At 73.2% G+C, this 1,690-nt stretch carries 2 protein-coding genes; one reads left to right on the forward strand and one right to left on the reverse strand.

Annotation, left to right across the window (positions count from 1 at the left end):
* Nucleotides 1-282 precede the first annotated feature (282 nt).
* The gene (gene rsmD, locus FFS23_RS19875; RefSeq protein WP_137899958.1) at nucleotides 283-819 is read left to right on the forward strand and encodes a 16S rRNA (guanine(966)-N(2))-methyltransferase RsmD; all 537 of its coding nucleotides are present in this window, start codon (nucleotides 283-285) and stop codon (nucleotides 817-819) included.
* A 5-nt stretch (nucleotides 820-824) separates the two neighbouring features.
* On the opposite strand, the gene FFS23_RS19880 is transcribed toward rsmD, so the two are convergent.
* On the reverse strand, nucleotides 825-1,690 hold an 866-nt coding region (locus FFS23_RS19880), incomplete at its 5' end, for an MFS transporter (protein WP_137899959.1).

A 1,690-nucleotide genomic window follows, 5' to 3' on the forward strand; every position in this document is an offset into this window, starting at 1 on the left:
CCGCCCGCCCCGCGACGACGACCGGCCGAAAGTCCCGACCGGCGGCTCGGCGATCAAGCCGTGGGAGCAGGGCGACGATCGCAACGGCGGTCGCACCCGATCGAATGACGGCTAGCGCTCGTCCACCGCCGGCAGTCGTCCTGCGCACGCGGGCGCCCGCCCGCCGCGCGGCGATGCGCCCCGCAGCGGAGGTCCCGCCGGCGGCCGCGGCTCGCCGCGTCCCAAGACCCCCGGCGGCACGCCGCGTGGCGCGCCGAAGGGCGCGCCGAAGGGCGGCCGTCGATGAGGGTGATCGCCGGCCAATGGCGTGGCCGCCCGCTCGTCGCACCCAAGGGCGACGCCACCCGCCCCACCGCCGACCGGACGCGCGAGGCGCTGTTCTCGATGCTGACCAGCCGGCTCGGCAGTTTCGAGGGGCTTGCCGTCGCCGACCTCTTCGCCGGCTCGGGCGCGCTCGGCATCGAGGCGCTGTCGCGCGGTGCCGCCTCGTGCCTGTTCGTCGAACAGGACGGTGCGGCGCTCGACGCACTCAAGGGCAATCTCGCCAAGCTCGGCACCCGCGCCGACGTGCGTGCCGGCTCGGTGATGGGGCTCGGTCCCGCACCGGCGGCGCTCGATCTTATCATGATGGACCCGCCTTACGGCACCGGCGCCGGCCTCGTCGCGCTCGACAAGCTGGCGCGGCTCGGCTGGGTCTCGCCCGCGACCTGGGTCAGCATCGAGACCGCCAAGGCGGAAGAGATCGCCCCGCCCGGCTTCACCGTCGATGCGACCCGCGTCCATGGCAAGGCACGGCTGACGCTGTTGCGGCAGGCGTAGCGCCGTTACGCCGCGGGCCGTCCCCGCAACAGCGCCAGCCCACCCAGGCTGAGCAGCCCCGCGCCGACCAGATACAGGCCGATCCACCCCAGGCCGCGATGCGCCAGCGCCTCTGCGGCGATCGGAGCGACCGCGCCGCCGAGGATGCCGCCGAGGTTGAAGGTCATCGACACGCCGGTATAGCGCACCCCCGCCGGAAACAGGCTCGGCAGCCACCCGCCGAGCGGCCCGTAGGCGAAGCCCATCACGAACAGGGCGAAGGCGAGCCACAGGAAGACGACGAAGAGCGAGCCCGCGCCGAGCATCGGCCCCATCGCGAGGCCTGCGGCCATGCAGCCGAGAAACCCGATCACCAGCATCCGTCGCGCACCGGTGCGATCGGCGGTGACGCTGGCGACGATGACCCCGGCGGCGAGGAACAGGATCGCGACCAGTTCGACCGCCAGCATCGCCTCGCGTCCGTATCCCAGCGTCTTGGTCCCGTAGCCGAGCGTGAAGGCGGTCGCGAGATAGAAGAGCGCGAAACAGGCGATCACCCCGCCCGTCCCCGCCAGCACCGCGCGGCCATGGTTCAGCATCAGCGTCGCGATCGGCACCTTGGGCAGCACCTCCGCCTGCTCCGCCTCGACGAACGCGGGCGTCTCGGTGAGCTTCAGCCGCACCCATAGCCCGAGCACGACCAGCACCGCGCTGACCAGGAACGGCAGCCGCCAGCCCCACGCCCGGAATTGCGCCTCGTCGAGCGCGAGCCCGAGGATGAGGAACAGCCCGTTCGCCATCAGGAAGCCGACCGGCGCGCCGAGCGGCGGGAACATGCCCCAGGTGTTGCGGCGGTGCGGCGGCGCATTCTCGACCGCGAGCAGCGCCGCCC

Source organism: Sphingomonas sp. 2SG, assembly GCF_005503285.1.
Classification (GTDB): domain Bacteria; phylum Pseudomonadota; class Alphaproteobacteria; order Sphingomonadales; family Sphingomonadaceae; genus Sphingomonas; species Sphingomonas taxi.